This window comes from Streptomyces zaehneri, assembly GCF_032248645.1.
In the GTDB taxonomy this organism is placed as follows: domain Bacteria; phylum Actinomycetota; class Actinomycetes; order Streptomycetales; family Streptomycetaceae; genus Streptomyces; species Streptomyces coriariae.
On record NZ_JASTTJ010000008.1, the window covers coordinates 206527 to 233505 of the forward strand.

The 26979-nt window shown below is 71.7% G+C and carries 19 protein-coding genes, 3 tRNA genes and 2 pseudogenes; 13 read left to right on the plus strand and 11 right to left on the minus strand.

What is annotated here, in order from left to right; all coding sequences use genetic code 11:
• Positions 1-126: 126 nt before the first annotated feature.
• The 3 genes from QQM72_RS16050 to QQM72_RS16060 form a co-directional block, all read right to left on the minus strand.
• Positions 127-753: a class F sortase gene (locus QQM72_RS16050; RefSeq protein WP_314221544.1), complete on the minus strand. Its 627-nt coding sequence runs from the start codon at positions 751-753 to the stop codon at positions 127-129.
• Positions 754-906: 153 nt separating this feature from the next.
• Positions 907-1494 carry a hypothetical protein gene (locus QQM72_RS16055; RefSeq protein WP_314221545.1) on the minus strand — a complete coding sequence of 196 codons (588 nt, stop codon included), beginning with the start codon at positions 1492-1494 and terminating at the stop codon, positions 907-909.
• A 268-nt stretch (positions 1495-1762) separates the two neighbouring features.
• Complete coding sequence (locus tag QQM72_RS16060; protein WP_314221546.1) at positions 1763-2266, minus strand: gamma-glutamylcyclotransferase family protein; 504 nt, start codon at positions 2264-2266, stop codon at positions 1763-1765.
• Positions 2267-2443: 177 nt separating this feature from the next.
• On the opposite strand from QQM72_RS16060, the gene QQM72_RS16065 reads away from it, so the two are divergent.
• On the plus strand, positions 2444-4090 hold the full coding sequence (locus QQM72_RS16065) for a M4 family metallopeptidase (protein ID WP_314221547.1): 1647 nt from the start codon (positions 2444-2446) through the stop codon (positions 4088-4090).
• A gap of 400 nt (positions 4091-4490) precedes the next feature.
• A pseudogene (locus QQM72_RS16070) lies at positions 4491-5189 on the plus strand (DUF6215 domain-containing protein).
• A 38-nt stretch (positions 5190-5227) separates the two neighbouring features.
• On the opposite strand, the gene QQM72_RS16075 reads toward QQM72_RS16070, so the two are convergent.
• Entirely contained in the window at positions 5228-7570 is a 2343-nt protein-coding gene (locus tag QQM72_RS16075; protein WP_314221548.1) for a molybdopterin oxidoreductase family protein, read from the minus strand.
• A 173-nt stretch (positions 7571-7743) separates the two neighbouring features.
• The gene (locus tag QQM72_RS16080) at positions 7744-8421 is read right to left on the minus strand and encodes a SanA/YdcF family protein (protein ID WP_314221549.1); all 678 of its coding nucleotides are present in this window, start codon (positions 8419-8421) and stop codon (positions 7744-7746) included.
• Positions 8422-8628: 207 nt separating this feature from the next.
• Between QQM72_RS16080 and QQM72_RS16085 the strand changes: the two genes are divergently transcribed.
• The 5 genes and pseudogenes from QQM72_RS16085 (at position 8629) to QQM72_RS16105 (ending at position 15971) form a co-directional block, all read left to right on the plus strand.
• Positions 8629-9525, plus strand: a complete 897-nt coding sequence (locus QQM72_RS16085) for a sirohydrochlorin chelatase (protein ID WP_314221550.1) — start codon at positions 8629-8631, stop codon at positions 9523-9525.
• A 234-nt stretch (positions 9526-9759) separates the two neighbouring features.
• Complete coding sequence (locus tag QQM72_RS16090) at positions 9760-11043, plus strand: deoxyguanosinetriphosphate triphosphohydrolase (protein ID WP_314221551.1); 1284 nt, start codon at positions 9760-9762, stop codon at positions 11041-11043.
• A 167-nt stretch (positions 11044-11210) separates the two neighbouring features.
• On the plus strand, positions 11211-12476 hold the full coding sequence (locus QQM72_RS16095) for an NAD(P)/FAD-dependent oxidoreductase (RefSeq protein ID WP_314221552.1): 1266 nt from the start codon (positions 11211-11213) through the stop codon (positions 12474-12476).
• A gap of 159 nt (positions 12477-12635) precedes the next feature.
• On the plus strand, positions 12636-14531 hold the full coding sequence (gene dnaG / locus QQM72_RS16100) for a DNA primase (protein ID WP_314221553.1): 1896 nt from the start codon (positions 12636-12638) through the stop codon (positions 14529-14531).
• A gap of 103 nt (positions 14532-14634) precedes the next feature.
• Positions 14635-15971: pseudogene (locus QQM72_RS16105) on the plus strand (RNA polymerase sigma factor).
• Between the two features lie 95 nt (positions 15972-16066).
• On the opposite strand, the gene QQM72_RS16110 reads toward QQM72_RS16105, so the two are convergent.
• The 4 genes from QQM72_RS16110 to QQM72_RS16125 form a co-directional block, all read right to left on the minus strand.
• Entirely contained in the window at positions 16067-17995 is a 1929-nt protein-coding gene (locus tag QQM72_RS16110; RefSeq protein ID WP_314221555.1) for an ABC transporter ATP-binding protein, read from the minus strand.
• Positions 17995-19728, minus strand: coding sequence for an ABC transporter ATP-binding protein (locus QQM72_RS16115; protein WP_314221556.1), 1734 nt, complete (start codon positions 19726-19728; stop codon positions 17995-17997). The genes QQM72_RS16110 and QQM72_RS16115 overlap by 1 nt, the downstream gene beginning before the upstream one ends.
• A 265-nt stretch (positions 19729-19993) precedes the next feature.
• Positions 19994-21451 carry an FGGY family carbohydrate kinase gene (locus tag QQM72_RS16120; protein ID WP_314221557.1) on the minus strand — a complete coding sequence of 486 codons (1458 nt, stop codon included), beginning with the start codon at positions 21449-21451 and terminating at the stop codon, positions 19994-19996.
• A 170-nt stretch (positions 21452-21621) separates the two neighbouring features.
• Positions 21622-21927: a YtxH domain-containing protein gene (locus tag QQM72_RS16125; RefSeq protein WP_314221558.1), complete on the minus strand. Its 306-nt coding sequence runs from the start codon at positions 21925-21927 to the stop codon at positions 21622-21624.
• Positions 21928-22084: 157 nt separating this feature from the next.
• Here QQM72_RS16125 and QQM72_RS16130 point away from each other — a divergent pair.
• The 3 genes from QQM72_RS16130 to QQM72_RS16140 all read left to right on the plus strand — a co-directional run bounded on the left by QQM72_RS16130 (position 22085) and on the right by QQM72_RS16140 (position 22478).
• Positions 22085-22157, plus strand: a tRNA-Asn gene (locus QQM72_RS16130).
• A gap of 5 nt (positions 22158-22162) precedes the next feature.
• Positions 22163-22235, plus strand: a tRNA-Asn gene (locus tag QQM72_RS16135).
• A gap of 169 nt (positions 22236-22404) precedes the next feature.
• Positions 22405-22478 (plus strand) — tRNA-Ile (locus tag QQM72_RS16140).
• Between the two features lie 278 nt (positions 22479-22756).
• On the opposite strand, the gene QQM72_RS16145 is transcribed toward QQM72_RS16140, so the two are convergent.
• Positions 22757-23662, minus strand: coding sequence for an AraC family transcriptional regulator (locus QQM72_RS16145; RefSeq protein ID WP_314221652.1), 906 nt, complete (start codon positions 23660-23662; stop codon positions 22757-22759).
• A gap of 153 nt (positions 23663-23815) precedes the next feature.
• On the opposite strand from QQM72_RS16145, the gene QQM72_RS16150 reads away from it, so the two are divergent.
• From QQM72_RS16150 to QQM72_RS16160, 3 genes are read left to right on the plus strand one after another with little or no spacing between them, the layout of a single operon-like run.
• A complete protein-coding gene (locus tag QQM72_RS16150) occupies positions 23816-24133 on the plus strand; it encodes a putative quinol monooxygenase (RefSeq protein WP_314221559.1) in 318 nt (105 codons plus the stop codon).
• 52 nt (positions 24134-24185) lie between these two features.
• The gene (locus tag QQM72_RS16155; protein ID WP_314221560.1) at positions 24186-25157 is read left to right on the plus strand and encodes an alpha/beta hydrolase; all 972 of its coding nucleotides are present in this window, start codon (positions 24186-24188) and stop codon (positions 25155-25157) included.
• Between the two features lie 52 nt (positions 25158-25209).
• On the plus strand, positions 25210-25572 hold the full coding sequence (locus QQM72_RS16160; protein ID WP_314221561.1) for a hypothetical protein: 363 nt from the start codon (positions 25210-25212) through the stop codon (positions 25570-25572).
• Here QQM72_RS16160 and QQM72_RS16165 read toward each other — a convergent pair.
• A complete protein-coding gene (locus QQM72_RS16165) occupies positions 25494-26960 on the minus strand; it encodes an ATP-binding protein (protein ID WP_314221562.1) in 1467 nt (488 codons plus the stop codon). The two genes, QQM72_RS16160 and QQM72_RS16165, sit on opposite strands and share 79 nt — an antisense overlap.
• Between the last annotated feature and the right edge of the window lie 19 nt (positions 26961-26979).

A 26979-nucleotide genomic window follows, 5' to 3' on the forward strand; every position in this document is an offset into this window, starting at 1 on the left:
GACAAGGCCGAAGCGATCGGTGGGGCGGCCGGGCGGGCGGGTGACCGAGGCAGCGGGGCGGGAGCGGCGGGGGCCGGGGGAACGCGGCGGTGTCCGGTCGGCCGCACCAGGAGGTGAGGTGCCCGGTCAGGCGTGCGAGGAGGTGAGATGTGCGAAGACGACGACGTTCCCCTGATAGCCGGTCGACTTCGTGTAGCCCCCGCCGCAGGTGATCACCCGCAGCTCCGGTCTGCCCGCCGCCCCGTACACCTTCTCGTCGGGGAAGTCGCGTGCCTGGTAGACCTCGACGGCGTCCACGGTGAACACCGCGACGCTTCCGTCGCGCCGGTCCACCTCGACGGCGCTGCCCTTGCGCAGGGCGCCCAGGTCGTAGAAGACGGCGGGTCCGTCGGCGTTGTCGACATGGCCGGCGACGATCGCGGTGCCCGTCTCGCCGGGAGTGGTGCCCGCCTCGTACCAGCCCGCCAGGTTCTCCTTCTCGGCGGGCGGGACGTCGAGGCTGCCCGACGGGGTGAGCGCGAGGCCGGTCAGCGGGGCGTCCACATGGATCGCGGGGATGCGGACGCGGTCGGGCGGGGAGGGCGGCAGCGCCGGGGCGGAGCGGCCCCGTCCGCCCGGACCGGCCGAGTGGGCCTGGGCCGCGGACGGCTGCGGCGGAGCGTGTGTCTCGGCGCCGCTGTGCAGCAGCCACGCGCCGCCGCCGAGAGCGATCACGGTGACGGCCGCTATGGCGGTGTTGCCGACCCTGAGCATCCCGGGACCCTTCTGCGTGACTCTTCGCGCGGACGCTTTCCGTGAATTTCCTGGTCGGGGGAACCCCGTTCCCCCTCCGGGCCGCGAGGGGCGTCGGACCCGGAGGGGGAGGGGACATGCGGTACCCGGCGGACGGACAGCGGAGGGTGTCCGTCAGATCCCGTCGCCTCTCGCCCGGCGATGCAGGAGCCAGGTACCGCCCGCGGCGGCGACGGCGAGAGCCGCCACGCCGGCCGCGGTCTGTACGGGGTCGGGGCCCAGTGCGCCGCCGACCCCCGTCTTCACACTTCCTCGCGGACGCACCGGCTGCCGGTCGGAGGCCAGGACGACCACCAGGTCCCCGGTGAGGCGACGCCCGCCCTCGGCGCACTCCGCGACGATCTCGTACGTTCCCGGCTGCGCGCTCGGCGGCACCCGGAACTGTCCGATCGCCTTGCCCTCGTGCGCGCTGGGCGCCAGCGGGAAGCGGCCGGCGCCCACCGCCCCGGCGTCGCCCGTCGCCGCTCCGCCGTCCCCGCACGCCACCGTGTCCACCGCGACCTGCCCGCCCGGCACCGCGGTGGAGGGATACACCACCAGACCTCCGGCACGGGTACCGGAAGTGGCGCCGGCGCGGGCACCGGCATCGGCGCCGTGGGCGGGTGCGGGTGCGGCGAACCCGGCCGTGGCGATGACGGTGAGCGCGGTACCGGTCACCACATGCGCGGCACGACGTGCGGTACGACGGGCGGTGCGTCGCATCGGTGCTCCTTCGAGCTCTTCGAGTCTCCCTGCCCTTCCGAGGTAAGTCGCAGCGCGGCGAGCGCGCTTCCTGAGGGAGCGTCAGGAATGGGATGAATGGGTGTCAGATGTGTGCGCGGTCGGGTGGCCCGGGTGAGGGTTTCACCAGGTCACCGGCGTGCGGAGGGCCCGGCGCGGAAAAGCGCGGACGGGGCGGGTGAACGGGTGACCGTCGCCGACGGGTGGTTGCGCCGGTACCTGCCGACGGCTGCCGCAGGGCCGGGTGCGGTCACCGCCGGGTGAGCCAGTCCCCGCTCTCGATCGGCTTGCCCCGGGCCCGCAGACGGTCGGCGACGGCGGGCGCGGCGACGTACACCCAGGCGCGTACTACAGGCCCCCCACCCCGAAGGGCCGCCCCCTCCCTCTCCTCGTCCGCATCCCCGTCCGCACCCGTTGCCGCTGTCGCAGTCGCAGTCGCAGTCGCTGTCACCGCCACCTCGCGCTCGACCCGCTCGTACAGGTTGCGCGGGTCGCCCGGCACGTACTCCTCCAGCCGGTCGAGCTCGGCGAGCAGCCGCGCGTATGCCCGGGGGAGGGGCGTGACGAGTTCGCCGGCCACCGTCCCGCCCGGCTCCTCCACCGCATAGGGATAGCCGGGTCCCTGGTAGAGCACGGCTCCCGCCAGCCGGGCCGGTTCCTCGCGGAGGGTGCGACCGCGCAGGAGGAGGTCGTGGTTGACCTCGCCGGGGCGGAGGGTGCCGTAGACGAAGAAGGGGAGTTCCGGGGCGCTCACGGAAACGATTCTCTCCTCTCACCGCCCCCTCACCGGCCCATCGCGCATGCGCTATGGACATGACATGTCATGGCCTCTTAAATGCCAGGACGACATCAGCGCCACCTCCACAGGCCACCCACAGGCCACCCCCACACGCGCCCCCACGGCGCCTTCTCGAGGAGACCGAAGACACTGATGAGTCGGATACGGCAGCACGTCCGAGGTTCCCGTCTCGCCACCGCCGGTATCGCCGCCACCACGGCCACGCTCCTGGCCGCCGTGCTCTCCCCGGTCGCCGACGCGGCGGACAGGCCGACCCGGGCGACGGCGCTCGACAACGCGGCGGCGGTACTCGCCGACCACGCGGCCACCCTCGGCCTCACCTCCGTACAGGGCACCTCCGTCCGTGACGTGGTCGTCGACAAGGACGGCACGCAGCACGTCCGCTACGACCGCACCTACCGCCAACTCCCCGTACTGGGCGGTGACTTCGTCGTCCATCTGGCACCCGACGGCGCGTACCGCAGCGCGAACCGGGCGACGAGGGCGACGATCTCGCTGTCGAGCATCACCCCGAAGGTGTCCGCTCCCAAGGCCGCCGACCTCGCCGTGAACGCCCTGCGCGCCGCCAACCTCGGCGAGACGCTGAAGCAGGTGAAGGCCAAGCCGCAGCTGGTCGTCGACGCGCTGCACGGCGCTCCGAAACTGGCCTGGCGCACCGATGCCGTCGCCCTGGACACGCTCGGCAACCCGGTCGCCCGCGCGGTGCTGACCGACGCGCGCACCGGCGCCCAGATCGACGCCTGGGACACCATCGAGACCGCCTCGGGCGACGGCAAGTCCCTGTACGGCGGCACGGTCCCGCTGGAGACGACCCTCTCGGGGTCGACGTACCAGCTCAAGGACCCGACGCGCGGCAACACGTACACCGGCGACGCGGCCAACAAGACCGACCTGTGCATCTTCGGCATCTGCATCAGCCGCGCCCCGGCGACCCTCTTCACGGACACCGACAACCACTGGGGCACCGGCACCACGGCGGACCGCTCCACGGCAGCCGTCGACGCCCAGTACGGCACCGACGTGACCTGGGACTACTACAAGAACGTGCACGGCCGCAACGGCATCGGCAACGACGGCAAGGGCTCCTACAACCGCGTCCACTACGGCAACAGCTACAACAACGCCTTCTGGGACGACAGTTGCTTCTGCATGACCTACGGCGACGGTGACGGCACCCAGCTGGGCCCGCTGGTCGCCCTGGACGTGGCCGGCCACGAGATGTCCCACGGCGTGACCTCGAAGACGGCCAAGCTGACCTACTCGGGTGAGTCGGGCGGCCTGAACGAGGCGACCTCCGACATCTTCGGCAGCCTGGTCGAGTTCTACGCCGGGAACTCCTCCGACGCCGGTGACTACCTCATCGGCGAGAAGATCGTCCGCTCCGGCTTCGGCCGGGACGCGCTGCGCTACATGGACAAGCCGAGCAAGGACGGCAACTCCGCCGACTACTGGAGCAGTTCGGTCGGCAACCTCGACGTCCACTACTCGTCCGGCGTCGCCAACCACTTCGCCTACCTCCTCGCGGAGGGCAGCGGCACGAAGACCGTCAACGGCGTCACCTACAACTCCCCGACGTACAACGGTTCGACGCTCACCGGCATCGGCCGCGACAAGCTCGGCGCGATCTGGTACCGCGCCCTGACCGTCTACATGACGTCCTCGACGAACTACGCGGCGGCAAGGACAGCCACCCTGAACGCGGCCCGCGACCTCTACGGCACCGGCACCACGGAGTACAACGCGGTGGCGGCGGCCTGGACCGCGGTCAACGTGAACTGACCCGCTCCCCGAGGCACGACACGGCCGCCCCGAACCCGAAACCACGGGGCCGGGGCGGCCGGCGTCGGTTCACCACCGCCCACCCCCGGAGCGTCGCTCTCCTCCTGGACCAGGACCGGGTGCGGCTGTACTTCCGGGCCGGCGGCCTACCGGGGGTGACCGCCGCCGACGTCCGGACGACCGGGGCGCTCACAGCGCTGATCGCGGCGCTTCCCTCGCTGGTTCGGGGGGAGACGGAGCAGATGCCGGCGGACGACGGGGATCCGCACCGCGCGCGAGTGCTCGATGTTACTCACTGGTGAGGAACTCGCTTCCCCGTGACCGGATCACCCGTTACGCTCCCCCAGCGCGCATCCGGCGCGAGCAGGGGGTACCGGGGGTAATGGGGGACATGGCCGAGATGGTTGCCGCGCCCGAGAAGGGCCCGAACGCATGGGCTCAAGCCATCGCGGCGCTGGTGGTGGTCGGGGCGCTCGGGGGCGGCCTGTACGTGATCCAGAAGAACGACGCCGTGGCCGACGACGACAGACCGGCGGTCTGCCGCGTCGACGACGAGGACAAGAAGGCCGCCGAGAAGGCGCACGCGGCGCAGCGCGTCTCCGGGACGGAGCTGTGCACGGCGCTGAACCGCGCGGACCTGCCGGCGCTGCTCGGCACCCCGCAGGAGCACGCGCTGACGGCCTAAGGCAGTGACGGCTCGGTCGAGATGGCGGGCGGCACCGAGATCCCCAGCCCCGAGGGGACCGTCCAACTGGACACGTACACCGTGAAGCTCTCGCGGTCCTACGACGACCTCCCGATCGCGGGGATGGAGGACCTGCTGAGCGAAGCGGAGCCGAAGACCGTCCTGGGCCACGGCGCGGTGCTCTACTCGAGCCGGACGATCGCCTTCAGCTTCGACCTCGGCGGCGGCAAGTCCGACGCCGGCCCCGGCGGCATCGCCCGTGCGCTGGTCGTCGCCCCGGACACCGAGGACGGCGGCGGTTCCTATGAACTCGCCATCTGGCGCCAGGACGACGTGCGACCGGACGACACCGCGCTGCTGAGCATCGCGCAGAAGGTCCTGCCCGCGATCCCGGGCTGGGCGGCGGCCGGCTGACGGCGGTCGGTTCACGGCAGCCGGCGGCCGACGGCCGGTTACCCGGCGATCTCCACCCGCACCGCGCACACCTTGAACTCCGGCATGCGCGAGGTCGGGTCCAGCGCCGGGTTGGTCAGCGTGTTGGCGCGGCCCTCGCCCGGCCAGTGAAACGGCATGAAGACGGTGTCGGGGCGGATCCCGGTGGTGATCCGGGCCGGGGCCACCGCCCGTCCGCGTCGCGACACCACGGCCAGCGGGTCGCCCTCGGAGGCTCCGAGCCGCGCCGCCAGCCGGGGGTGCAGCTCCACGAACGGGCCGGGCGCGGCGGCGTTCAGCTCGTCCACGCGGCGGGTCTGGGCGCCGGACTGGTACTGCGACACGACCCGCCCGGTGGTGAGCAGGACGGGGTAGTCGTCGTCCGGTTCCTCGGCGTTGGGCCGGTGCGAGACCGGCACGAAGCGCGCCCGTCCGTCCTCCGTGGCGAACCGGTCGAGAAAGAGCCGAGGCGTACCGGCCGCCGTCCGCCGCTGCCGTTGCTGGCCTCCCTCGCCTCCCTCGCCTCCCTCGCCTTTCCCGGTGCTCCCGGCGCCCGCCTCGCCGCCGGCCGCCGCACGGTCCCCGGCCCCGGTATCGCTCCCGGCCGCCGCGCCGAGCCGCCGCCGGTCGCCCTCCTCGTCCCGCGCGGTCGGCGCGTCGCCCTCGGCCGCCGCACGGTCCCCGGCCACCGCATCGTCCCCGGCACCCGCGCGGTCCCCGTCCTCCGCCTCGCCCTGCGTCTTGGTGTCCGTCTCCGCCGGGCAGGGCCAGAACACCCCGGCCCCGCTCGCCTCCATCAGCCGCGCGTAGGTGATGCCGGAGTAGTCGGCGACGCCGCCCGCGCTGGCCCGGCGGAGTTCCTCGAAGACCTCCTCGGGGTCGGTCGGGAAGCCCTTCTCGACGCCCAGCCGTGCCGCCAGCTCGTGCAGGACCTCCAGGTCGCTGCGTACCCCCTCCGGGGCGGTGATCGCCTGGCGGCGCAGCAGGACCCGTCCCTCCAGGCTGGTCGTCGTCCCCGTCTCCTCCGCCCACTGGGTGACCGGCAGGACGACGTCCGCGAGGGCCGCCGTCTCGGACAGGACGACATCGCAGACGGCGAGGAACTCGAGGGACCTGACGCGCTCCTCGATGTGCGCGGCGTGCGGTGCCGAGACCACCGGGTTCGACCCCATCAGCAGCAGCGACCGGACGTCGGACCCCAGCGCGTCCAGCAGCTCGTACGCGCTGCGGCCGGGGCCGGGCAGCGAGTCCGGGTCGACGCCCCACACCTCGGCGACGTGCCGTCGGGCCGCCGGGTCGTCCAGCTTGCGGTAGCCGGGCAGCTGGTCGGCCTTCTGGCCGTGCTCGCGCCCGCCCTGCCCGTTGCCCTGTCCGGTCAGACAGCCGTAGCCGCTGAGCGGCCGCCCGGCCCGTCCCGTCGCGAGGCAGAGGTTGATCCACGCGCCGACCGTGTCGGTGCCCTTGGACTGCTGCTCGGGCCCGCGCGCGGTGAGCACCATCGCGGCCTCGGGTTCGCAGAACAGCCGCACGGTCTCGCGGAGTTGTGGAACGGACACCCCCGTGATCCGTTCCACGTACTCCGGCCAGTGCGCCATGGCGGCCGCCCGCGCGTCCTCCCAGCCGGTGGTCCGTTCCCGTACGTACTCCTCGTCGACCCGCCCCTCGGCGACGATCAGGTGCAGCAGACCGAGCGCCAGCGCGAGATCCGTTCCCGGCCGGGGCGCGAGGTGCAGGTCGGCCTGCTCGGCGGTCTTCGTGCGGCGCGGGTCGATCACGATCAGCGTGCCGCCGTTCTCCCGCAGCTCGTTGAAGAACCGCAGAGAGGGCGGCATGGTCTCCGCGAGGTTGGACCCGACCAGGATCACGCACCCCGTCCGCGGGATGTCCTCCAGCGGGAAGGGGAGTCCCCGGTCGAGCCCGAACGCCTTGATGCCGGCCGCCGCCGCGGACGACATGCAGAAGCGGCCGTTGTAGTCGATCTGCGAGGTACCGAGCACGACCCGCGCGAACTTGCCGAGCGTGTACGCCTTCTCGTTCGTCAGCCCGCCCCCGCCGAACACGCCGAGCGCGTCGGCCCCGTGCTCGGACCGCACCCTGCCGAGCTCCCCGGCGATCCGGTCCAGCGCCTCCTCCCAGGTGGCCGGCACGAGCGAACCGCCGGACCGCACCAACGGGGAGGTCAGCCGTACCCGGGAGGAGAGCACCGCGGGCGCCGTACGGCCCTTGCCGCACAGCGCGCCCCGGTTCACCGGGAAGTCCGGGCGCTCGACCACCTCGACGCCCCCCGTGGGCAGGGGCGACAGGGCCATCCCGCACTGCAGTGCGCAGTACGGGCAGTGGGTGGGCGTCGAAGTGGTCGGCATACGTTCCAGCGTGCTTCGGCCGTGTTACGCGCCGTGCGGTCTCCTGTTACGGCGGTGTGGTGGTGCCCTCCTCGCCGGACCGCTCCCACCGTGAGGCGCCCACGGGGGAGGACCGCCGCAGCCGCCGTCGCACCAGCCGCGCACCGGTTGCCCCACCCGCCCCAGCCGCCACCTCACCGGCCGTCGGCGAGGGCCCTCGTCACTCCCGGTTCCTTCGGTCCGAGGAATCTGGGGTCCGGCTCGAACACCGCGTCCACGGCCGCCTTGCCGGCCGCGAGGATCTCCCGGGTGCCCCCGTAGTACCAGGTCACGTCGTGCTTGGCGGCGACCCCGACGCCGTACGAGTCCACCCCCGCCGCCTCGCACAGGGCGACGGCCCGCCGGATGTGGAAGTCCTGGCTGATCAGCACGGCCTTGTCGACGCCGAAGATCTTCTTGGCGCGGACGCAGGAGTCCCAGGTGTCGAAACCGGCGTAGTCGCTGACGATCCGCCCGTCGGGCACCCCGTGCCCGGTCAGATAGGTGCGCATGGCGTCGGGCTCGTCGTAGTCCTCGCGGCTGTTGTCCCCCGTCACGAGCACGACCTCGATACGGCCCTCCCGGTACAGCTTCGCCGCCGCGTCCAGCCGGTGCGCGAGGTACGGCGAGGGCTCGCCGTCCCACAGACCGGCGCCGAACACGACGGCGACCTCGGTGCGCGGCGCGTCGGCGGTCGTGCCGAGCCGGTCGGCCGTGGAGACGTACAGCCAGGTGGCCGGCAGCAGCGCGAGCACGCACCCGGCCATCACGGCCTGCACCAGCCGCCGCCGGCCGGCACGGGTGCGCGGCAGCCGCGGTCGACGGATGTTCATACGGTGATCCCCCAGGTCGAAACAGGCCGAACGGGCGAGCGGGTCGCAAGCCCCTTCGGCCCGGGAAGACGCAGTCGACGGTGGTCCGGTTCGCTCCCGTGCCACGAGCCACATCTCACACCGCCCCCGGGTCCGGCGTGAACGACCGGAAAACACTCGTGACGGCCAGGCAACGGGCGTGCAACCTCGTGCCGTCAGGATCTGTTCATGAAGGCGTCGCCCGCTCAGTACGACGAGTCCGAAGTCCACGACGAGTCCGAAGTCCACCTCGACAGTACGGCGCACATCATGAACCGGATCAGCTCCCAGCTCGCCAGCCAGCTCAGCCTCGTCCAGCTCGACGGCCGCCGGCGTCCCGGCCCGCCCGCGCTGGTCGTCGTCGCCCACGGCAGCCGCGACCCGCGCGCGCTGAGCACCGTCCGCACGCTCCTGGACCGCGTCCGCGAGCAGCGCCCCGGTCTGCCCGTGCACCTCGGTCACATCGAGCTCAACGAGCCGCTGCTGACGGACACCCTCGCCGACCTCGACGCCCACGGCACGACGGACGCCGTCCTGGTCCCGCTGCTCCTGGCCCGTGGCTACCACGTCAGGCGGGACATCCCCGAGGCGGCCGCGAAGGCGCGGGTGCACGCGCGCGTGGCCGCACCGCTCGGCCCGCACCCGTTCCTCGTGGAGACCCTGTACACGCGGCTGGTCGAGGCGGGCTGGCGCACGGACCTGACGCAGGAGGAACGCCGGACGAGTGCGGTCGTCCTCGCGGCGGCGGGCTCCCGCGACCCCGACTCGGCCGTCGACACCCGCCGTACGGCCCGTCTCCTGGCGCGCCGACTGGGCGTCCCGGTGGTCCCCGCGTACGCCTCCACGGCGACCCCGAGCGTCCCGACGGCGCTGCGGGCCCTGGCCGCGCGAGGCCGCGACCGGGTGGCGGTCGCCTCCTATTTCACGGCCCCCGGCCGCTTCGCGACCGAGTGCGCGCGGGCGGCCCCCTGGATCGCGTCCGCCCCGCTGGGCACCCACCCGGCGATGGCGAGTCTGCTCCTGCACCGCTACGACCAGGCCTGGGCGACCCCGGCGAGCACGGCCCCCGAACTGGCGTCGGCCTGAGGACCCCGGGCGGCCCGGACGCACCGACGCGCCGGATCCGCCCATGCCCCGGCCCGCCGACGTGCCGGATCCGCCGGGCCCGCCGACTCGCCGACGTGCCGGATCCGCCGGGCCCGCCGACTCGCCGACGTGCCGGATCCGCCGGGCCCGCCGACTCGCCGACGTGCCGGATCCGACAGCCGGGCAGGCGCCCGGTACCACCCGATTGTCACCCCCGCCGCTTACTGTCGAGACATGGAAGGCACCGCACACCTCGACACCGCCTATGACCCGACGTCAGTCGCCCGCTGGGCCCCCGAGCCGGACAAACGCCCCGGTCGGACCGCCTTCCAACGAGACCGCGCCCGCGTCCTGCACTCCTCCGCGCTGAGAAGGCTCTCCGGCAAGACCCAGGTGGTCACCCCGGGCACCCGCACCGACGCCTGGGACGCCACCCCCCGCACCCGCCTCACCCACTCCCTGGAGTGCGCCCAGGTGGGCCGCGAGCTGGGCGCCGCCCTCGGCTGCGACCCCGACCTGGTCGAGGCGGCCTGTCTCTCCCACGACCTCGGGCACCCCCCGTTCGGGCACAACGGCGAACAGGCGCTGAACGAGTTCGCGCGCGACTGCGGCGGCTTCGAGGGCAACGCCCAGTCGTTGAGACTCCTCACCCGCATCGAACCCAAACGCTTCACCGCCGAGGGCTCCGTGGGCCTCAACCTCACCCGGGCCGTCCTCGACGCCGCCACCAAGTACCCCTGGCCCCGGGACGCCCATCCCGTCGACCCGTCGTCCGGCAAGTTCGGCGTCTACGAGGACGACAGGCCCGTCTTCGACTGGGTCCGCGAAACGGCCCCCGGTACGCGTACGTGCTTCGAGGCGCAGGTCATGGACTGGGCCGACGACGTGGCGTATTCGGTGCACGACGTGGAGGACGGCCTGCACGCCGGGCACATCGACCCCGACTGCCTGCACGCCGAACCGGAGCGCCGGGAGATCTTCCGGGTCGCCGTCGGCCGCTACGTCCCCGCGGGCACCGATCCGGCCGAGCTCGCCGCCGCCCTCGACCGCCTCCAGGACCAGGACTGGTGGCCGCACGGCTACGACGGCACGGCGGCCGCCCAGGCCCGGCTGAAGGACGCCACCAGCCAGCTCATCGGCCGCTTCTGCCTGGCCGCCGAGGGCGCCACCCGCGCACGGTACGGAAACGGGCGCCTCACCCGTTACGAGGCCGAGCTCGTCGTACCCCAAGAGGCGCGCCTGGAGTGCGCGGTCCTCAAGGCGGTCGCCGACCGGTACGTCATGCAGCGCGCCGAGCAGGAAGTCCTGCGCGCCGACCAGCGGATCGTCATCAGCGAGCTCGCCGAGGCGCTCACCGCCCGCGCCCCCGACGGGCTCGACCCGCAGTTCCGCGCCCTGTTCGACCAGGCGTCCGACGACCGCGCCCGCAAGCGGGTCGTCGTCGACCAGATCGCCTCCCTCACCGACGCCTCGGCCCGCTCGCTGCACAGCCGTCTCACGGAGCGGACGAGATCCTGACAAGTGCGGACCGGGTGCGCCCGAACGGGCCCGGAACGTGACCCGACGTGCCCTGATCGGGCACGTCCCCCTTCCCCCATCACGCTGCGTGCGGGACGCTCGCTTGTGGCGGCACGCACAGTGTTCTCTGGGGGACCACCCCCCAGAAACCCGGTAGGAGGCATCACGTGGTCGACGCGGATCAGACATTTGTCATCGTCGGAGGAGGCCTGGCCGGCGCCAAGGCGGCCGAGACGCTGAGGGCGGAGGGCTTCACCGGCCGCGTGATACTGATCTGCGACGAACGCGACCACCCCTACGAGCGGCCGCCGCTCTCCAAGGGCTTCCTGCTCGGCAAGGAGACGCGGGAGAGCGTCTTCGTGCACGAGCCCGCCTGGTACGCGCAGAACGACATCGAGCTGCACCTCGGCCAGACCGTCGACGCGATCGACCGCACCGCGAAGACGGTCCGCTTCGGTGACGACGGCACGCTCGTCCACTACGACAAACTGCTCCTCGTCACCGGCGCGGAACCCCGTCGGCTGGACATCCCCGGCACCGACCTCGCGGGCGTGCACCATCTGCGCCGGCTCGCGCACGCCGAGCGCCTCAAGGGCGTCCTGGCCGCCCTCGGCCGTGACAACGGCCACATCGTGATCGCCGGCGGCGGCTGGATCGGCCTGGAGATCGCGGCGGCGGCCCGCGAGTACGGAGCCGAGGTGACCGTCGTCGAACCGGAGCCCACCCCGCTGCACGGCGTCCTCGGCCCGGAGCTCGGCTCCGTCTTCGCCGACCTGCACCGCGAGCACGGCGTCCGCTTCCACTTCGGCGCCCGGCTCACCGAGATCGTGGGCCAGGACGGCATGGTCCTCGCCGTCCGCACCGACGACGGCGAGGAACACCCGGCGCACGACGTCCTCGCGGCGATCGGCGCGGCCCCCCGCACGAGCCTCGCGGAGGCGGCGGGCCTCACCCTCGCCGACCGCGCGCACGGCGGCGGGATCGCGGTCGACGCCCGGCTGCGCACCTCCGACCCCGACATCTACGCGGCCGGCGACGTCGCGTCCTTCCCGCACGGCCTCTTCGACACCCGGCTGCGCGTCGAGCACTGGGCCAACGCCCTGAACGGCGGCCCGGCGGCCGCCCGCGCGATGCTCGGCCAGGAGGTCACCTACGACCGCGTGCCCTACTTCTTCTCCGACCAGTACGACCTGGGCATGGAGTACAGCGGCTGGGCCCCGCCGGGGACGTACGACGAGGTGGTGATCCGCGGTGACGCGGGCAAGCGGGAGTTCGTCGCGTTCTGGCTGAAGGAGGGCCGCCTCCTCGCCGGGATGAACGTGAACGTGTGGGACGTCACAGAGCCGATCCAGAAGCTGATCCGCTCGCGCGAACGGATCGACACGGAGGCCCTGGCGGACCCCCGGGTGCCGCTGGACGGCCTCGGCGCGTAGGCCGGGTTCCGGTCGTCCGCGGGCAGGTCGTCCGGCGGACGCGGGGGCGTGTGCGGCCGCTCGCGCCCCCGCGGGTGAGCCGCACATGTCACAGCCCCGCGCGCCCCAAGGGCACCACGGCCCGCCGGAGATGTCGGCGCGCCCCCGTAGAATCACCTCGTGGCAGGACGGATCAACGACGAGGACGTGAAGGCGGTACGGGACGCGGTCCCGATCGACGCCGTGGTGTCCGAGTACCTCCAGCTGCGCAACGCGGGCGGCGGCAACCTCAAGGGCCTCTGCCCCTTCCACGACGAGAAGTCGCCGTCCTTCCAGGTCAGCCCCAGCAAGGGACTGTTCCACTGCTTCGGCTGCCAGGAGGGCGGCGACACCATCACGTTCGTGATGAAGGTCGACCACCTCACCTTCTCCGAGGTGGTCGAGCGGCTCGCCGCCCAGGCCGGCATCACCCTGCGTTACGAGGAGGGCGGCTACAACCCCGCCCACCAGCGCGGCGAACGCATCCGCCTCGTCGAGGCGCACAAGATCGCCGCCGAGTGGTACGCGGAACAGCTCGCCACCGGATCCGAGGCCGACACCGGCCGGATCTTCCTCGCCGAGCGGGGCTTCGACCAGTCCGCGGCCGTCCACTTCGGCGTCGGCTACAGCCCCCAGGGCTGGGACCACCTCACCCGCTATCTGCGCGGCAAGGGCTTCACCGACAAGGAGCTGATCCTCTCCGGGCTCTCCCAGGAGGGGCGCCGCGGGCCCATCGACCGCTTCCGGGGCCGGCTGATGTGGCCCATCCGCGACATCGGCGGAGAGGTCGTCGGCTTCGGCGCGCGCAAGCTCTACGAGGCCGACAACGGACCCAAGTACCTCAACACGCCCGACACGGCGATCTACAGGAAGTCCCAGGTCCTCTACGGCATCGACCTCGCGAAGAAGGACATCGCCAAGTCCAGCCGCGCGGTCGTCGTCGAGGGCTACACCGACGTCATGGCCTGCCACCTGGCCGGCGTCACCACCGCCATCGCGACCTGCGGCACGGCCTTCGGCGGCGACCACATCAAGATCCTCCGCCGGCTCCTCATGGACAACGGCAGCGCCCGCGTCATCTTCACCTTCGACGGCGACGCGGCCGGCCAGAAGGCGGCCCTGCGCGCCTTCGAGGACGACCAGAAGTTCGCCGCCGAGACGTACATCGCGATCGCGCCGGACAACATGGACCCCTGTGACCTGCGCTTGGCGAAGGGCGACGAGGCGGTCGCCGACCTGGTCGAACCACGCACGCCGCTCTTCGAGTTCGCGCTCCGCCAGATCGTCGTCCGCTACGACCTCGACACCCCCGCGGGCCGCGCCGCCGCCCTGGACGAGGCCGCGCCCATCGTCGCCCGCATCAAGAACAGCGGCGCCCAGCACGAGGTCGCCGTCCAGCTGGCCGGCATGCTCGGCATCCTGGACACCCAGTTCGTCGTCAAGAGGGTTGCCCAGCTGGCCCGTTGGGCCCGCGACCGGGGCGGCAAGGGCCCGGCGCCGGCCCGGGGCCCCCAGTCGTACGAGTCCGCCTCCCGGCCCGCCGCGGGCGGCCCCGCCCTCAATCTCCGCAACGCCGTCTACGCCACCGAACGCGAGCTGCTGAAGCTGGCCCTCCAGCGCCCCGAACTGGTCTCCCCGGCCTTCGACGCCTACGGGATCGACGAGTTCACCGCCGCCCCCTACGCCGCCGTACGCCAGGCGATCCAGGACGCGGGCGGCGCCGAGTTCGGCGTCAAGGACGGGCAGGAGTACCTCGTCCGGGTCCGGGAGGCCGCACCCGACGACGCGGTCCGCGCGATGGTGACGGAGCTCGCGGTCGAGGCGATCATGCGCCGCACGGTCGACGAGAACTACGCGGGCGAGCAGCTGGTGACGGTCCGCCGCAGGGCCGTGACCCGCAGGCTCACCGATCTCCAGGGCACGCTGACCCGTCTCGGCCACACGGACCCGGCCCAGTCGGCCGCCGTCCAGAACGAGATGATGATCCTGACCAGGTACGACAGGGCGTTGCAGCACGAGGGCCCGTCCGCTCTCTGAGCCGTCGCCCGCGGCAGGGTAACCACGCGGTCACGCACCGGACTCAAAAAGTCGTCGCACGCCCCTCGTGGCGGCTGTGTGTCGTACTCCACACTGGGGTGCGGTGCCTGAGTCCTCGGAGCGCGGCCGATCCCGGACGGACGCGGCGTGGCCGCCGACTCCGCCCCCGAAGTACCGCTGCTGCTCACCTCAGCAGCGATCATCCTGGAGGTCGCCCCCGTGCAGACCCAGACCCTGACCCAGACCGTCAGCACTGCCGAGAGTACGGCCGGTACCACCGGTGCCGGCACGGCCGACGGCACGGAACCGGACGCCGAGACCGACGTCCTGGCCGCCGTCCCGCCGCAGAACCGTGCCGCGCACCACCCCGAGACCCACCCGGAGACGCAGGCCGAGTCCGAGACCGAGCCCGAGTCCGAGACCGAGCCCGAGTCCGAGACCGAGCCGCCCGCCGAGGCTCTGGAGGACGTTCCCGAGGACGCCCCCGAACCCGTCCCGCCACCCCGCGCCCGCACCACCGACAGCGGCAGCCCCTCCTCGGACCTGTTCCGGCAGTACCTGCGGGAGATCGGCCGCATCCCGCTGCTCACCGCGGCCGAGGAGGTCGAGCTGGCCCGGTGCGTGGAGGCCGGCCTGTTCGCCGAGGAGAAGCTGAGCGGCGCGTCCGACCTGGACAGTCAACTGGCCCTCGACCTCGACCGGCTGGTCGTCCTGGGCCGGATGGCCAAGCGGCGGCTGATCGAGGCCAACCTGCGGCTCGTGGTCTCCGTCGCCAAGCGGTACGTCGGGCGCGGGCTCACCATGCTCGACCTCGTCCAGGAGGGCAACCTCGGCCTGATCCGGGCGGTCGAGAAGTTCGACTACGCCCGCGGCTACAAGTTCTCCACGTACGCCACCTGGTGGATCCGCCAGGCCATGTCCCGCGCGCTGGCCGACCAGGCCCGTACCATCCGCGTCCCGGTCCATGTCGTCGAACTCATCAACCGGGTCGTCCGCGTCCAGCGCCGGATGCTCCAGGAGCGCGGCTACGAGCCGACCGCGGAAGAGGTCGCCGCCCAGCTCGACCTCCTGCCGGAACGCGTCGGCGAGGTCCTGCGGCTGGCCCAGGAGCCGGTCTCGCTGCACGCCCCGGTGGGCGAGGAGGACGACGTGGCCCTCGGCGACCTCATCGAGGACGGCGACGCGGCCAGCCCCGTCGAGTCGGCGGCCTTCCTGCTGCTGCGCGAGCACCTGGAGGCCGTGCTCTCCACCCTCGGCGAACGCGAGCGGAAGGTCGTCCAGCTGCGCTACGGACTGGCGGACGGCCGGCCGCGCACGCTGGAGGAGATCGGCCGCATCTTCGGCGTGACACGCGAGCGGATCCGGCAGATCGAGTCCAAGACCCTGAACAAGCTCCGTGACCACGCCTTCGCGGACCAGCTGAGGGGCTACCTCGACTGAGCGGAGCCGCTCGCCGTCCCCCGCGGTGCGAGCGGCCCCCGCCGGTCCCGCGGACGCCCCGGAGACGCCCCTGGGACGCCTCCGGGAAGGGACCGTCAGTCGACCTCGGCCAGTGCCTGCGCGAACTGTGCCTTGTACAGCCGCGCGTAGGCCCCGTCGGCCGCCAGCAGGTCGGTGTGCGCGCCCTGTTCGACGATCGAGCCGTTCTCCATCACCAGGATCGTGTCGGCGTCCCGGATGGTCGACAGCCGGTGCGCGATGACGAACGACGTCCGCCCGTGCGCCAGCTTCGCCATCGCCTTCTGGATCAGCACCTCGGTACGGGTGTCGACGGAGCTGGTCGCCTCGTCGAGCACCAGGATCGTCGGGTCGGACAGGAACGCCCGCGCGATGGTGATCAGCTGCTTCTCACCGGCGGAGACCCCGCTGCCCTCGTCGTCGATCACCGTGTCGTAGCCGTCGGGAAGGGTGCGGACGAACCGGTCGGCGTGCGCGGCCCGCGCCGCCTCCTCGATCTCGCCGCGGGTGACCTCGCCCGACGCCCCGTACGCGATGTTCTCCGCGATGGTGCCGCCGAACAGCCAGGTGTCCTGGAGCACCATGCCGATCCCGGCGCGCAGTTCGTCGCGGGACATCCTCGCTACGTCGACGCCGTCGAGGGTGATGCGCCCGCCGGAGACGTCGTAGAACCGCATGAGCAGGTTCACCAGCGTCGTCTTGCCGGCGCCCGTCGGGCCGACGATGGCGACCGTGTGGCCGGGTTCCACCGTCAGGGACAGGTCCTCGATCAGCGGCTTCTCCGGGTCGTAGCGGAAGGACACGCCCTCCAGCGCCACCAGCCCGCGCAGCTCCGCCGGCCGCTCGGCCGCCACCGGGTCCGCCTCCTGCTCCTCCGCGTCCAGGAGTTCGAAGACCCGCTCGGCCGAGGCGACGCCGGACTGCACCAGGTTCGCCATCGAGGCGAGCTGCGTCAGCGGCATCGAGAACTGGCGCGAGTACTGGATGAAGGCCTGCACGTCACCGATGGACAGGGAACCCGACGCGACGCGCAGCCCGCCGACCACCGCGACCAGCACGTAGTTGATGTTCGACACGAACATCATCAGCGGCTGCATGACCCCGCTGTTGAACTGCGCCTTGAACCCGGCCTCGTACAGCGCGTCGTTCTGCTCGGCGAACTGCCGCGCCGACTCCTCCTGGCGGCCGAACACCTTCACCAGCGTGTGACCGGTGTACATCTCCTCGATGTGGGCGTTGAGCTTGCCGGTGGTGCGCCACTGCTGCACGAAGTGCGGCTGCGACCGCTTGCCCACGCGGGTGGCGACGACGAACGACAGCGGCACGGTCACCAGCGCGACCAGAGCCAGGATCCACGACACCCAGAACATCATCGCCAGCACGCCGATGACGGTCAGCAGCGAGTTGATCAGCTGTCCCATCGACTGCTGGAGCGTCTGCCCGATGTTGTCGATGTCGTTGGTGGCGCGGGACAGCACCTCGCCGCGCTGGCGCTTGTCGAAGTACGACAGCGGCAGCCGGGACAGCTTCGTCTGCACGTCCTCGCGCAGCCGGAACATGGTGCGGTTGACGGACCTGTTGACCAGCCGCGTCGCCACCGCCATCAGCAGACCGGCGACCAGGAACACCCCGAGCGCGAACAGCAGGACCTCGCCGACCGAGCCGAAGTCGATGCCCTTGCCGGGGGTGAAGTCGGTACTCCTGAGCATGTCGGCGACGCTGCCCTCGCCGCGTTCCCGCATCGAGTCGAGGACCTGCTCCTTGCTCGCCCCGGCCGGCATCTGCCGTCCGACGATGCCCGCGAAGACCAGGTCGGTGGCCTTGCCGAGGATCTTCGGCCCGACCACGCTGAGGCCGACGCTCAGCGTCACGCAGGCCAGCATCGCGTAGAGGGTGAACCGCTCCGGCTTGAACTGGGCGAGCAGCCGCCTGCCGGACACCTTGAAGTCCAGCGAGTGGTTGTCGGGACCGCTGCCGGCCATCATGCGTCCCATGGGCCCGGCCATCAGGCAGCCTCCGCTTCCGTGAGCTGGGAGAGAACGATCTCCCGGTAGGTCTCGTTGGCCGCCATCAGCTCGCGGTGGCTACCCGTGCCGACGACCAGACCCTCGTCGAGGACGATGATCCGGTCGGCGTCGCGGATGGTTGCCACCCGCTGGGCGACGATCACCACGGTCGCCTCGGCGGTCTCCCGCCCGAGCGCCGCCCGCAGTGCGGCGTCGGTGGCGTAGTCGAGTGCGGAGAAGGAGTCGTCGAAGAGGTAGATCTCCGGCCGCTGCACGAGCGTCCGGGCGATCGCGAGCCGCTGCCGCTGACCGCCGGAGACATTCGTCCCGCCCTGCGCGATGGGGGAGTCGAGCCCGTTCTCCAGACCCTCCACGAAGCCCTTGGCCTGCGCCACCTCCAGCGCGTGCCACAGCTCCTCGTCCGTCGCGTCCGGATTGCCGTAACGCAGGTTGGTCGCCACCGTGCCCGCGAACAGGTACGGCCGCTGCGGTACGAGTCCGACGGTCTTCGCCAGCAGCACGGGGTCGACCTCGGCGACGGCCACGCCGTCGACGAGCACCTCGCCCTCGGTGGCGTCGAACAGCCGGGGCACCAGCCCGAGCAGGGTGGACTTGCCGCTGCCGGTCGAGCCGATCACGGCCGTCGTCTCACCCGGCCGCGCCACGAGATCGATGGACTTCAGGACGGGCTCCTCGGCGCCGGGATAGCGGAATCCGGCCCCCCGGATCTCCAGATGCCCGTGCCGGCGCAGCTCGGTGACGGGAGCCGCCGGCGGCACCACGGACGACGAGGTGTCCAGCACCTCCTGGATGCGCTCGGCGCACACCTCCGCGCGCGGCACCATCATGAACATGAAGGTGGCCATCATCACGGACATGACGATCTGCATGAGGTAGGCGAGGAAGGCGGTCAGATCACCGATCTGCATCTCACCGCTGTCGATCCGATGGGCACCGAACCACACCACGGCGATCGACGACAGGTTCACCGTGGTCATGACCACCGGGAACATCAGCGCGAGCAGGTTGCCGCTCTTCAGCGAGATGTCGGTGAGGTCGGCGTTGGCCTTGCGGAACCGCTGCTGCTCGAACTCGTCCCGGACGAAGGCACGGATCACCCGGTTGCCGGTGATCTGCTCACGCAGCACCCGGTTCACGGTGTCCAGCCTCACCTGCATGGACCGGAACAGCGGCCGCAGCCGGCGCACGATCAGCGTCACGCAGATGCCGAGCACCGGCACCACGGCGACGAGCACCGCGGACAGCGGCACGTCCAGGCCGAGCGCCAGCACCACCCCGCCCACGCACATGATGGGCGCCGACACCATCAGGGTGAACGTCATCAGGGCCAGCATCTGGATCTGCTGGACGTCGTTGGTCGTCCGGGTGATCAGCGAGGGGGCGCCGAACTGGCCTACCTCGCGGGCGGAGAAGGACTGCACCCGGTCGAAGACGGCCCCCCGCAGGTCCCGGCCGAGCGCGGAAGCGGTTCGGGCGCCGTAGTACACGGCGCCGATGTTGCACACGACCTGCGCCAGCGAGATGCCGATCATCACGCCGCCGAAGGACAGGATGTATCCGGTGTCTCCCTCGACGACGCCGTTGTCGATGATGTGCGCGTTCAGCGTGGGCAGGTAGAGGGTGGCGCAGGTCTGGAGGAACTGGAGCCCCACGAGCAGGGCGATGGGTTTCTTGTAGGGCCTGAGATAGGTCCGTAGTAGTCGTATGAGCACGCTACGTCTCTCGGAGTCGGCGGGGAGGAGCAGAGGAAGGGCATTGGTTGCCCCTGGCCCCTATCGTTGAACACTCCACCCGCGTTACCTCAACTGATTAAGCTGAGAGCAGTGCTTTTACGGCCGTCCGCGCAAGCCGGACGCACACCTGTACACCCGATGCGCCCCACGCACCCGATGCGCCCCGCGCGCGCCATGGGTCCTTTACGCCGCGTGCGCTCCTGTCCGCGGAACGCTCCACTCCCGTCCGCGGAACCCCTCGCTCCTATCCGCGGAACGCTCCCGGGTGCGTCTGCTCCCGCACCGACACGTACTGCTGGCGCACCGCCTGCCCGACGGCCAGCTCCTCGCCCGGGTCGAGGACCTGCGCGGCCGCTCCCTGCCAGGCCGGCGGGGTCCGCGGGTCGAGGGTGCCCTGCGACGCCCCGAGCGCCCACGCGGCCTGCCGGGCGGCTCCGATCGCCGCGTAGTCCGCCGGCTGCGGCACGACGACCTGCGCGCCGAACAGCGCGGGCGCCGCCGCCTGCACGGCCGGCAGCTCGGCCGCCGCCCCCAGCAGGAAGATGCGCCGCACCTCCACGCCGCGGCCGCGCAGCACGTCGAGCGCGTCCGCGAGCCCGCACAGCATGCCCTCGAAGGCGGCCCGCGCGAAGTGCTCGGGCTTCATCGACTCGCGGCGCAGGCCCGCCAGGGTCCCGGCCGTGTGCGGCAGGTTCGGCGTCCGCTCACCCTCCAGGTAGGGCAGCATGACCAGCCCGTGCGACCCCGGCGTCGACTTCATCGCCAGGTCCGACAGCGCCTCCAGATCGGCCGCCCCGATCAGCTCGGCGGCCCCGCGCAGGGTCCGTACGGCGTTCAGGGTCGTGACGACCGGCAGGTGCATGCCCGTCGCGTCGGCGAGCGAGGTGATCATCCCGCTCTGGTCGACGAGCGCCTCGTGGTGCACGGCCATCACGGACCCGGAGGCGCCGAGGGAGACGACCGCGTCCCCGTGTCCGATTCCCAGCCCCAGTGCCGCGGCCATGGTCTCGCCGGTCCCGGCGGAGATCAGCAGTCCCTCCGGCGTCGTACCGGCTGCTTCGGACGGTCCGATCACCTCGGGAAGCATGGCCTGGTGACCGAGCGCCAGCTCGACGAGATCTGGCCGATAACCGCCGGTGGCGGCGGACCAGTACCCGGTCCCGGAGGCTCCGCCGCGATCGGTGGTCCTTCGTACGGGCCGCCCGAGGAGCTGCCACACCAGCCAGTCGTGGGCCTGGAGCAGTACGGAGGTCCGGGCGGCGGCGTCCGGTTCGTTCTTCGCCAGCCAGCGCAGCTTGGTCACCGGCTGGGCGGCCTGCGGGACGCACCCCACCGCCTGTGCCCATGCCTCGCGCCCGCCGAGCGCGTCGATCAGGTCGGCCGCCGCCACCTGCGCCCGCTTGTCCCCGCCGACCATCGCCGGCCGCACGGTGTTGCCCTGCGCGTCCAGCGGCACGACGGCGTTCTGCTGCGAGGACACGCCGATGGCCTGCACCCCCTCGAGCAGCCCACCACCCGCGGCCTCGCCCAGCGACAGCAGCCAGGCCTGCGGATCGACATCGGAGGGCCGCCCTCCCGCACTCTCGGCGCCTTCCATCGGATGCGGCGCATACCCCTGCCGGAGCACGGCTCCGGTGTCCGCGTCGCAGACGACGATACGAGTGAAATCGGGTGAACTGTCCAACCCGGCGACTATCCCCATGGCGAAAATTCTGCCGCACGCGCCGCTCGGGTGCGGCCGCGGAGACCGCAGGGGTGCCCCACACCTGCCCGACGCGGGGCGTTGTGGCTGGTCGGGCCCACGTGGTGGAGCCGTATATGTCACATCCCCGCGGCGCCGGGACCGGACCCACCCGGCGCATCGAGGAGCCGTTAGGTGTTGCTGGTGCCCCAGTCGTCCCCACCCGAGCCGTTGCTGTTGCGGTCGCGCAGGGACCGCACCCGGCCCGCCACCGACTCGGGCATCCGGTCGCCGACCTTGTCGCTGACCGCGTGGTACGCCTTGCCCGCGTACTGGCGGCCCTGGTGGGCGGCGGTCTCGGCGGTGTTGCGGACGGCGGGGTTCTGGGCGACCTGCCGCGCGGACTTCTTCAACTGCTCGTAGCGCTCGCGCCCGGCACGCGTGCCCAGTACGTAACCCGCAGCCAGCCCGACGACGAACGTGAGCTTGTAGCGCATGACGGCCATCCTCTCCTTGCGTAGTCCCTGGCACGACATGGGCGCCGGGGGAACCGATTGGCGGAGCACCCCCCTGCTTGCGCTAATGTATGTGTCGCAGCGAGCGAGCGCTTCCTGGCGAATACCCAGGTAGGTGAGTTCGATGCGAACGAGGCATTCCCCTGTAGCTCAATTGGCAGAGCAGCCGGCTGTTAACCGGCAGGTTACTGGTTCGAGTCCAGTCGGGGGAGCTCGGTCCCCTGTAGCTCAATTGGCAGAGCAGCCGGCTGTTAACCGGCAGGTTACTGGTTCGAGTCCAGTCGGGGGAGCATCGTGAACGAGGGCCCCGTGGGGGTCCTTTTTCATGTCGGCGGGAACCGTGCAGGCCAGGGGTGCTGTCACCGTGGTCGTGCAAGGTCGACCAGCCGAAGCGTGAGATCGTATGAGCGGCTATGCTGCGGCAGACGGCGCGCACACATGTACGCGACACGCCGCTATGGGGCGGTAGCTCAGCCGGTTAGAGCAGCGGACTCATAATCCGTCGGCCGTGGGTTCGAGTCCCACCCGCCCCACCTGCGCAGGCTTGTGACCTGCGGAAACGTTCATTTTTGGGTGTCGGGGCGTCAACTTTGCCTGAGCGGACTGGTTCCGCTGCTCGTGGGTTCGGGGTCGGGTGGTGCTCAGGGCAGCTCCGACCCCTCCGACCTGCGGCTGAGCAGATGATCGAGGGTGTCGCTCGCGGGCAGGGCGACTGCGGCGAGGGCCGATGCCGAGACCCAGGGGCCGTACAGGGGCCGGGACGGCGCGGGCGCGTCCGGGCCCACGGTGCCTCGGGGGCGATTCGTTCCGTTCAGGGAAGGACGGCGGCCGGCGGGCGCACGCTGTGACGCAGGCGGTCGGCATCCCGGCTGGGGGGTGCACCGAACTGGCGGCGGTACTCCCGGCTGAACTGTGACGGGTTGTCATAGCCGACGCGGTGGCCGACTCCGGTGACGTCGCCCGGGTGGGTGGCAAGCAGGAGCCGGGCCTCCTGCAGCCGGATCTGCTTCTGGAACTGGATGGGGCTCATCGCGGTCACCGCCTGGAAGTTGCGGTAGAAGGCGGAGACGCTCATACCGGCCATCCGTGCCACGTCCTCGACCCGGAAGGGCTCGGCGTAGTGCTCGCGGATCCAGCGCACGGCCCGGGAGATGTGGCTGAGGCCGCTGTCGGCGAGGCCGAGCTGGCGCACCGCCGCGCCCTGCTCGCCGGTGATCACGCGCCACAGGATCTCGCGCTTGACCAGCGGGGCCAGTACGGCCCGGTCGCGCGGCTCGTCGAGCAGGCGCAGCAGCCGGACCACCGCGTCGAGCAGCGTGGCCGGAGCGTCGCTGACGGCGATCCCCGAGGGCGTGCCACCGTCGGCGCGGGGCGTGTCGCCGGGCCCGGCCCGCAGCAGCAACTCGGCCACGGCGGACGGCTCCAGTACGAGGCCGAAGCCCAGCGCCGGACGCTCGGGGTCGGCCTGGGTGAACTGCCCGGTGACGGGCAGGTCGACCGATGCGACCAGGTACTGCCCGGCGCCGTACTCGTAGACCCGGTCGCCCAGGGCCAGGCGTTTGGCGCCCTGGGCGATGACGGCGAGGACCGTGCCGGACATGGAGGGCGCCGGCGGATCCGGGCGGTCGACCTTCGAGATGAGAACGCCCTCGACGGCGGTGCCCCAGTCGGGACGGGCATGCCGGGCAAGCAGGGTGCGGAGCTCTTCGAGGTACATGCGGTGCATGCGTCCATTGCAGCACCATCGCGTGCTCTGCCTCCCGTGGTCGAGAGGATTATGCAAGTCGCGGCGAGCATCGTTCTAACGTTTCCGCAGGTCAGGGCGATTGAATGGAGTCACTTCACTCCAGCGACCGAGAAGAAGGACCCCATGATCGCCACGTACGGCTTCAACGCCACCCTGACCGCCGGGCCCCGGATGGGCGACCTGTTGGTCGACCTGCTGCTGACCGGCCTGGACGAGGGCAGCCCCGGTGCGAGCGAGCACTGCGTGGTCTACCTCGTCTCCCGTTCCGCCTCCGACCCCGACGTCGTCCACGTCACCGAGGGCTGGACCAGCGAGGAGGACCACCACCGGATCTTCGCCGGCGAGGCCGCCCAGGCCATCGTGGCGCAGATCGACGGACTGCTGGCCAAGGAGCCCGAGTACACCGACTACGTCCCGGTCCGCGGCAAGGCCGCGTTCTGAGCCCCTGACCGATCCCCCCAGGCCGACAGCACCCAACGAAAGGGCAACGACCATGACCACAGCACGCCCCGCCCTCGACCCCGGACTGCGTGAACTGCTCGCCGAGATGCCGCTGATGTCCCGGCTCAGCCCGGAAGTGCTCGCGCGGCTGCGTCAGCTCCCCTCGGTTCCCGTCGAGTCCCTGCTCGCCCACCGGCGGGTCGACCGGCGCGAGATCACCGTGCCCGCCAAGGACGGCGTCCCGATCCCCCTGTCGGTGTTCAGCCCCGCGACCACCGACGGCGCCACCAACGCCGCCCCCTGTGTCTACTGGATGCACGGCGGCGGGATGGTCATGGGCGACCGCTTCTCGCAGATCGACATCCCGCTGGAGTGGCTCGACGAGCTCGGCGCGGTCGTGGTCTCCGTGGACTACCGGCTGGCACCGGAGGCCACCGGCACCGCTCTGGTCGACGACTGTTACCGGGGACTGCTCTGGATCGCCGAGCACTCCGCCGAACTGGGCATCGATCCCGCCCGGATCGTCGTCGCGGGCGCCAGCGCGGGCGGCGGCCTCGCCGCGGGTGTCACCCTGTTGGCCCGTGACCTCGGTACCCCGGCGATCGCCGCGCAGACGCTGATCTGTCCCATGCTCGACCACCGCAACACCAGCACCTCCAGCCGCCAGTACTCCGACGGGCCCGGCGTCTGGACCCGCGAGATGAACGAGTTCGGATGGCGCGCCGTCCTCGGCGACCTCGCCGACGGCCAGGTACCCGAATACGTCTCACCCGCGCTGGCCGACGACCTCTCGGGCCTGCCGACCACCTACCTCGACACCGGGTCCGCCGAAGTGTTCCGTGATGAGGTCGGCGACTACGCCACCCGCATCTGGGCGGCCGGCGGCCAGGCCGAACTCCACGTCTGGGCGGGCGGTTTCCACGGCTTCGACGCGCTGTACCCGCAGGCGCCCATCTCGGCGACGGCCCGCCGGACCCGCACCGACTGGCTGGCCCGAGTTCTGCCCTCGGACTCCGCCGCATAGCGCCGCGAGGACCGCTCTCGGCCGGGTCGGAGAACCCGACGACATCGGCGCGATGATCGCCACCCTGGTCTCCGACGAGAGCCGCTGGGTCACCGGTCAGAACGTCGAGGTATCGGGCGGCTACAACCTTTGGCCGGGACTCGTCGGCCGACCATGCGGCCGACCGGTACGGGGCTCGCGCCCAGGGCGTAGAGGGCGTCGATCCCGCGGCAGCGGCCCCCTCCGCTCCGGAACGGCCCCTGGCCTGGACCGGCCGGCGCCCCCTCGGCCGGAGACCACCCGTCCTGCCTCATGTTCCAGACCGGCCGCACGAGAAACTCCGCCCCAACGGCAGGCTCAGGCTTCCTCCTTGGCGAAGGCGCGCGCGAACAGCTCGAACGCCTCCTCGATCATTCCCGCGGTATCCGTGCGCTGACCGGCGACCTGGAGCTCCTCCAGATACCGGACGACGTCGGAGACGACGCCCGACGTCAGCCAGGCAGCTGCCTCCCTGACGGCTGCGGCGAGTTTCGTCCTGGTCGGCTCGGTCAGTACGCCTGACCGCTCGACGACCGCCACCAGGGCAGCCAGGCCCGGCGGAGGAATCCTCATGACGACCAGGTGGCGCGACGGGTACCGCGGCATCGCCCGTTCGTCGAGCGCTGCCCGCGGCAGGGCCGTCGCGACCGCGCGGGGTTTCTCCCCGGACGAATCTGAGGTGCGTGCTCGTTCCGCCAGCTCACGCACCAGGACCGGCAACGCATCCGCTTCCAGGTCATCCACGATCAGCAGTCCGGAGGCGCTCATGTACGGGGTCTGACGGCTGCGGCGGCCCTCGCCGAACGAGTTGTCGCGCCACTCCTCGCCTGTTCTGGAGGGTTTCCACGATTCGGGGCTGTCGCCGCTGACCACGCGCGGGCTCTCATCGACGAACCCGGCCTCGAAGAACGCGCGCGCGAGGCCGATGGCCATCGTCGTCTTCCCGCTCCCCGGCGCGCCGACCAGCAGGAGGTTCTTCCCCGCGTTGACGGTCGCGGCGACCGATTCCGCAAATCCGACCGGCAGATCCGGCAACTGGGCGAGTATGTCCCCCGCAGCCATGGACGGCGCCACCCTGTCGATGTTCTCGAGTGCCACGCCGAACGCCGCGGCGGCCGCCGAGAGCGAGACCGTGCCGTTGAGTTGGCCTTTCCTGGCGTCCAGTAGGTGCACACGCACAGGCCGGTTCCGTACCGAGAGCCGGTCGTAGGTGAGCAGCCGTGCGCGAGGGCTCGGCTGCCGGGAGATCCTTCCGAGCGCGAACACCTCGACCGCTCCGGGCGCCCGCCCGAGTCGGCCTCTGTCAGGCGCGTTCTGCCTGGACAGCACCACCCAGGTGCCCGGCGAGAGGCCGGCGGCACGTCCGCCGAGAACGCCTACCTCACGAGGCCCACCGGCCTCCGGCCCTATGAGGAGCAGCCTCGCGGTCGGCGTCTCGGGAACCTGCGCCGGCATGCTGACGGTGACCCTGTGCAGCACCCTCTCGACAGTCTCGGCGCCTGCCCGCGGGGCCAGCTCTCCCAAGACCCCGCTTCCGGCGTCGCTACGGCGCAGGACCCGCACGATCCTGCAGATCCCGTCCCCACGGACGACCACTCCCAGTTCACGCAGCCCGGCACCGGGCTGCGCCATCACCTCGCGGGCCGTCTCGAGCACGCCCGACACGTCGGCACCGTCGAACACGACCATCAGGCCGAGCCCAGGCTCCTCGGTGACGACCTTCCGCAGGGCGTCACCGAGATCGCTGTTGCCGTCCCACCCGAAAGCGCCGATTCCCCTTCCCACGCGCGCTATGTCCTCGCCG

Bases quoted from the DNA above. Each gene is read 5' to 3' on its own strand.
- QQM72_RS16050 (WP_314221544.1), bottom strand. From the start codon at position 753: ATGCTCAGGGTCGGCAACACCGCCATAGCGGCCGTCACCGTGATCGCT.
- QQM72_RS16055 (WP_314221545.1), bottom strand. From the start codon at position 1,494: ATGCGACGCACCGCCCGTCGTACCGCACGTCGTGCCGCGCATGTGGTG.
- QQM72_RS16065 (WP_314221547.1), top strand. From the start codon at position 2,444: ATGAGTCGGATACGGCAGCACGTCCGAGGTTCCCGTCTCGCCACCGCC.
- QQM72_RS16075 (WP_314221548.1), bottom strand. From the start codon at position 7,570: ATGCCGACCACTTCGACGCCCACCCACTGCCCGTACTGCGCACTGCAG.
- QQM72_RS16080 (WP_314221549.1), bottom strand. From the start codon at position 8,421: ATGAACATCCGTCGACCGCGGCTGCCGCGCACCCGTGCCGGCCGGCGG.
- QQM72_RS16085 (WP_314221550.1), top strand. From the start codon at position 8,629: ATGAAGGCGTCGCCCGCTCAGTACGACGAGTCCGAAGTCCACGACGAG.
- QQM72_RS16090 (WP_314221551.1), top strand. From the start codon at position 9,760: ATGGAAGGCACCGCACACCTCGACACCGCCTATGACCCGACGTCAGTC.
- QQM72_RS16110 (WP_314221555.1), bottom strand. From the start codon at position 17,995: ATGGCCGGGCCCATGGGACGCATGATGGCCGGCAGCGGTCCCGACAAC.
- QQM72_RS16120 (WP_314221557.1), bottom strand. From the start codon at position 21,451: ATGGGGATAGTCGCCGGGTTGGACAGTTCACCCGATTTCACTCGTATC.
- QQM72_RS16125 (WP_314221558.1), bottom strand. From the start codon at position 21,927: ATGCGCTACAAGCTCACGTTCGTCGTCGGGCTGGCTGCGGGTTACGTA.
- QQM72_RS16145 (WP_314221652.1), bottom strand. From the start codon at position 23,662: ATGTACCTCGAAGAGCTCCGCACCCTGCTTGCCCGGCATGCCCGTCCC.
- QQM72_RS16150 (WP_314221559.1), top strand. From the start codon at position 23,816: ATGATCGCCACGTACGGCTTCAACGCCACCCTGACCGCCGGGCCCCGG.
- QQM72_RS16155 (WP_314221560.1), top strand. From the start codon at position 24,186: ATGACCACAGCACGCCCCGCCCTCGACCCCGGACTGCGTGAACTGCTC.
- QQM72_RS16160 (WP_314221561.1), top strand. From the start codon at position 25,210: ATGATCGCCACCCTGGTCTCCGACGAGAGCCGCTGGGTCACCGGTCAG.